This window comes from Bacillus sp. I-2, assembly GCF_001974945.1.
GTDB lineage: Bacteria > Bacillota > Bacilli > Bacillales > Bacillaceae > Bacillus > Bacillus safensis.
Map to the genome: position 1 here is coordinate 1 of NZ_LZRW01000027.1, position 465 is coordinate 465.

Genomic DNA, 465 nt, shown 5'->3' on the forward strand with positions numbered 1-465 from the left:
CCTCCACCGGACGCAAGCGGCCCGCTGGCCAGCGCTCCAGGTGCGCGGGGCGGGGCAGGCCGACGGCATCGACCACGCGTCGACCGAGGTTGGAGTTGGCAAAGCCGAGATAACGATCGCTCATGTACGGTTCTCCCTGATGGCAAGCTGGCAAGTGTGGACCAACTTTGCATTACGGTCGTTCGGATGCGAAAAAAACACCTAGGCTGTACGAATCATTGATAGCAGGAGGACATCACATGCGTCCAGCGCGCCGGGTCGCGATCATAGGCGGCAATCGAATACCTTTCGCTCGTTCCAACGGCGCCTACGCCACTGCCAGCAACCAGGCGATGCTCACCGCGGCCCTCGAAGGCCTGGTCGAGCGCTACGGCCTGCACGGCCTGCGCCTGGGGGAGGTGGTGGCGGGAGCAGTGCTCAAGCACACGCGTGACATGAGCCTGGCGCGCGAGTGTGTACTGGGCT

1 protein-coding gene is annotated in these 465 nt (G+C 63.9%); it reads left to right on the top strand.

Features of this window, described 5'->3' with window-relative positions; genetic code table 11:
- Positions 1-239: 239 nt before the first annotated feature.
- On the top strand, positions 240-465 hold a 226-nt coding region (locus BAE31_RS08995; protein WP_212667501.1), incomplete at its 3' end, for a thiolase family protein.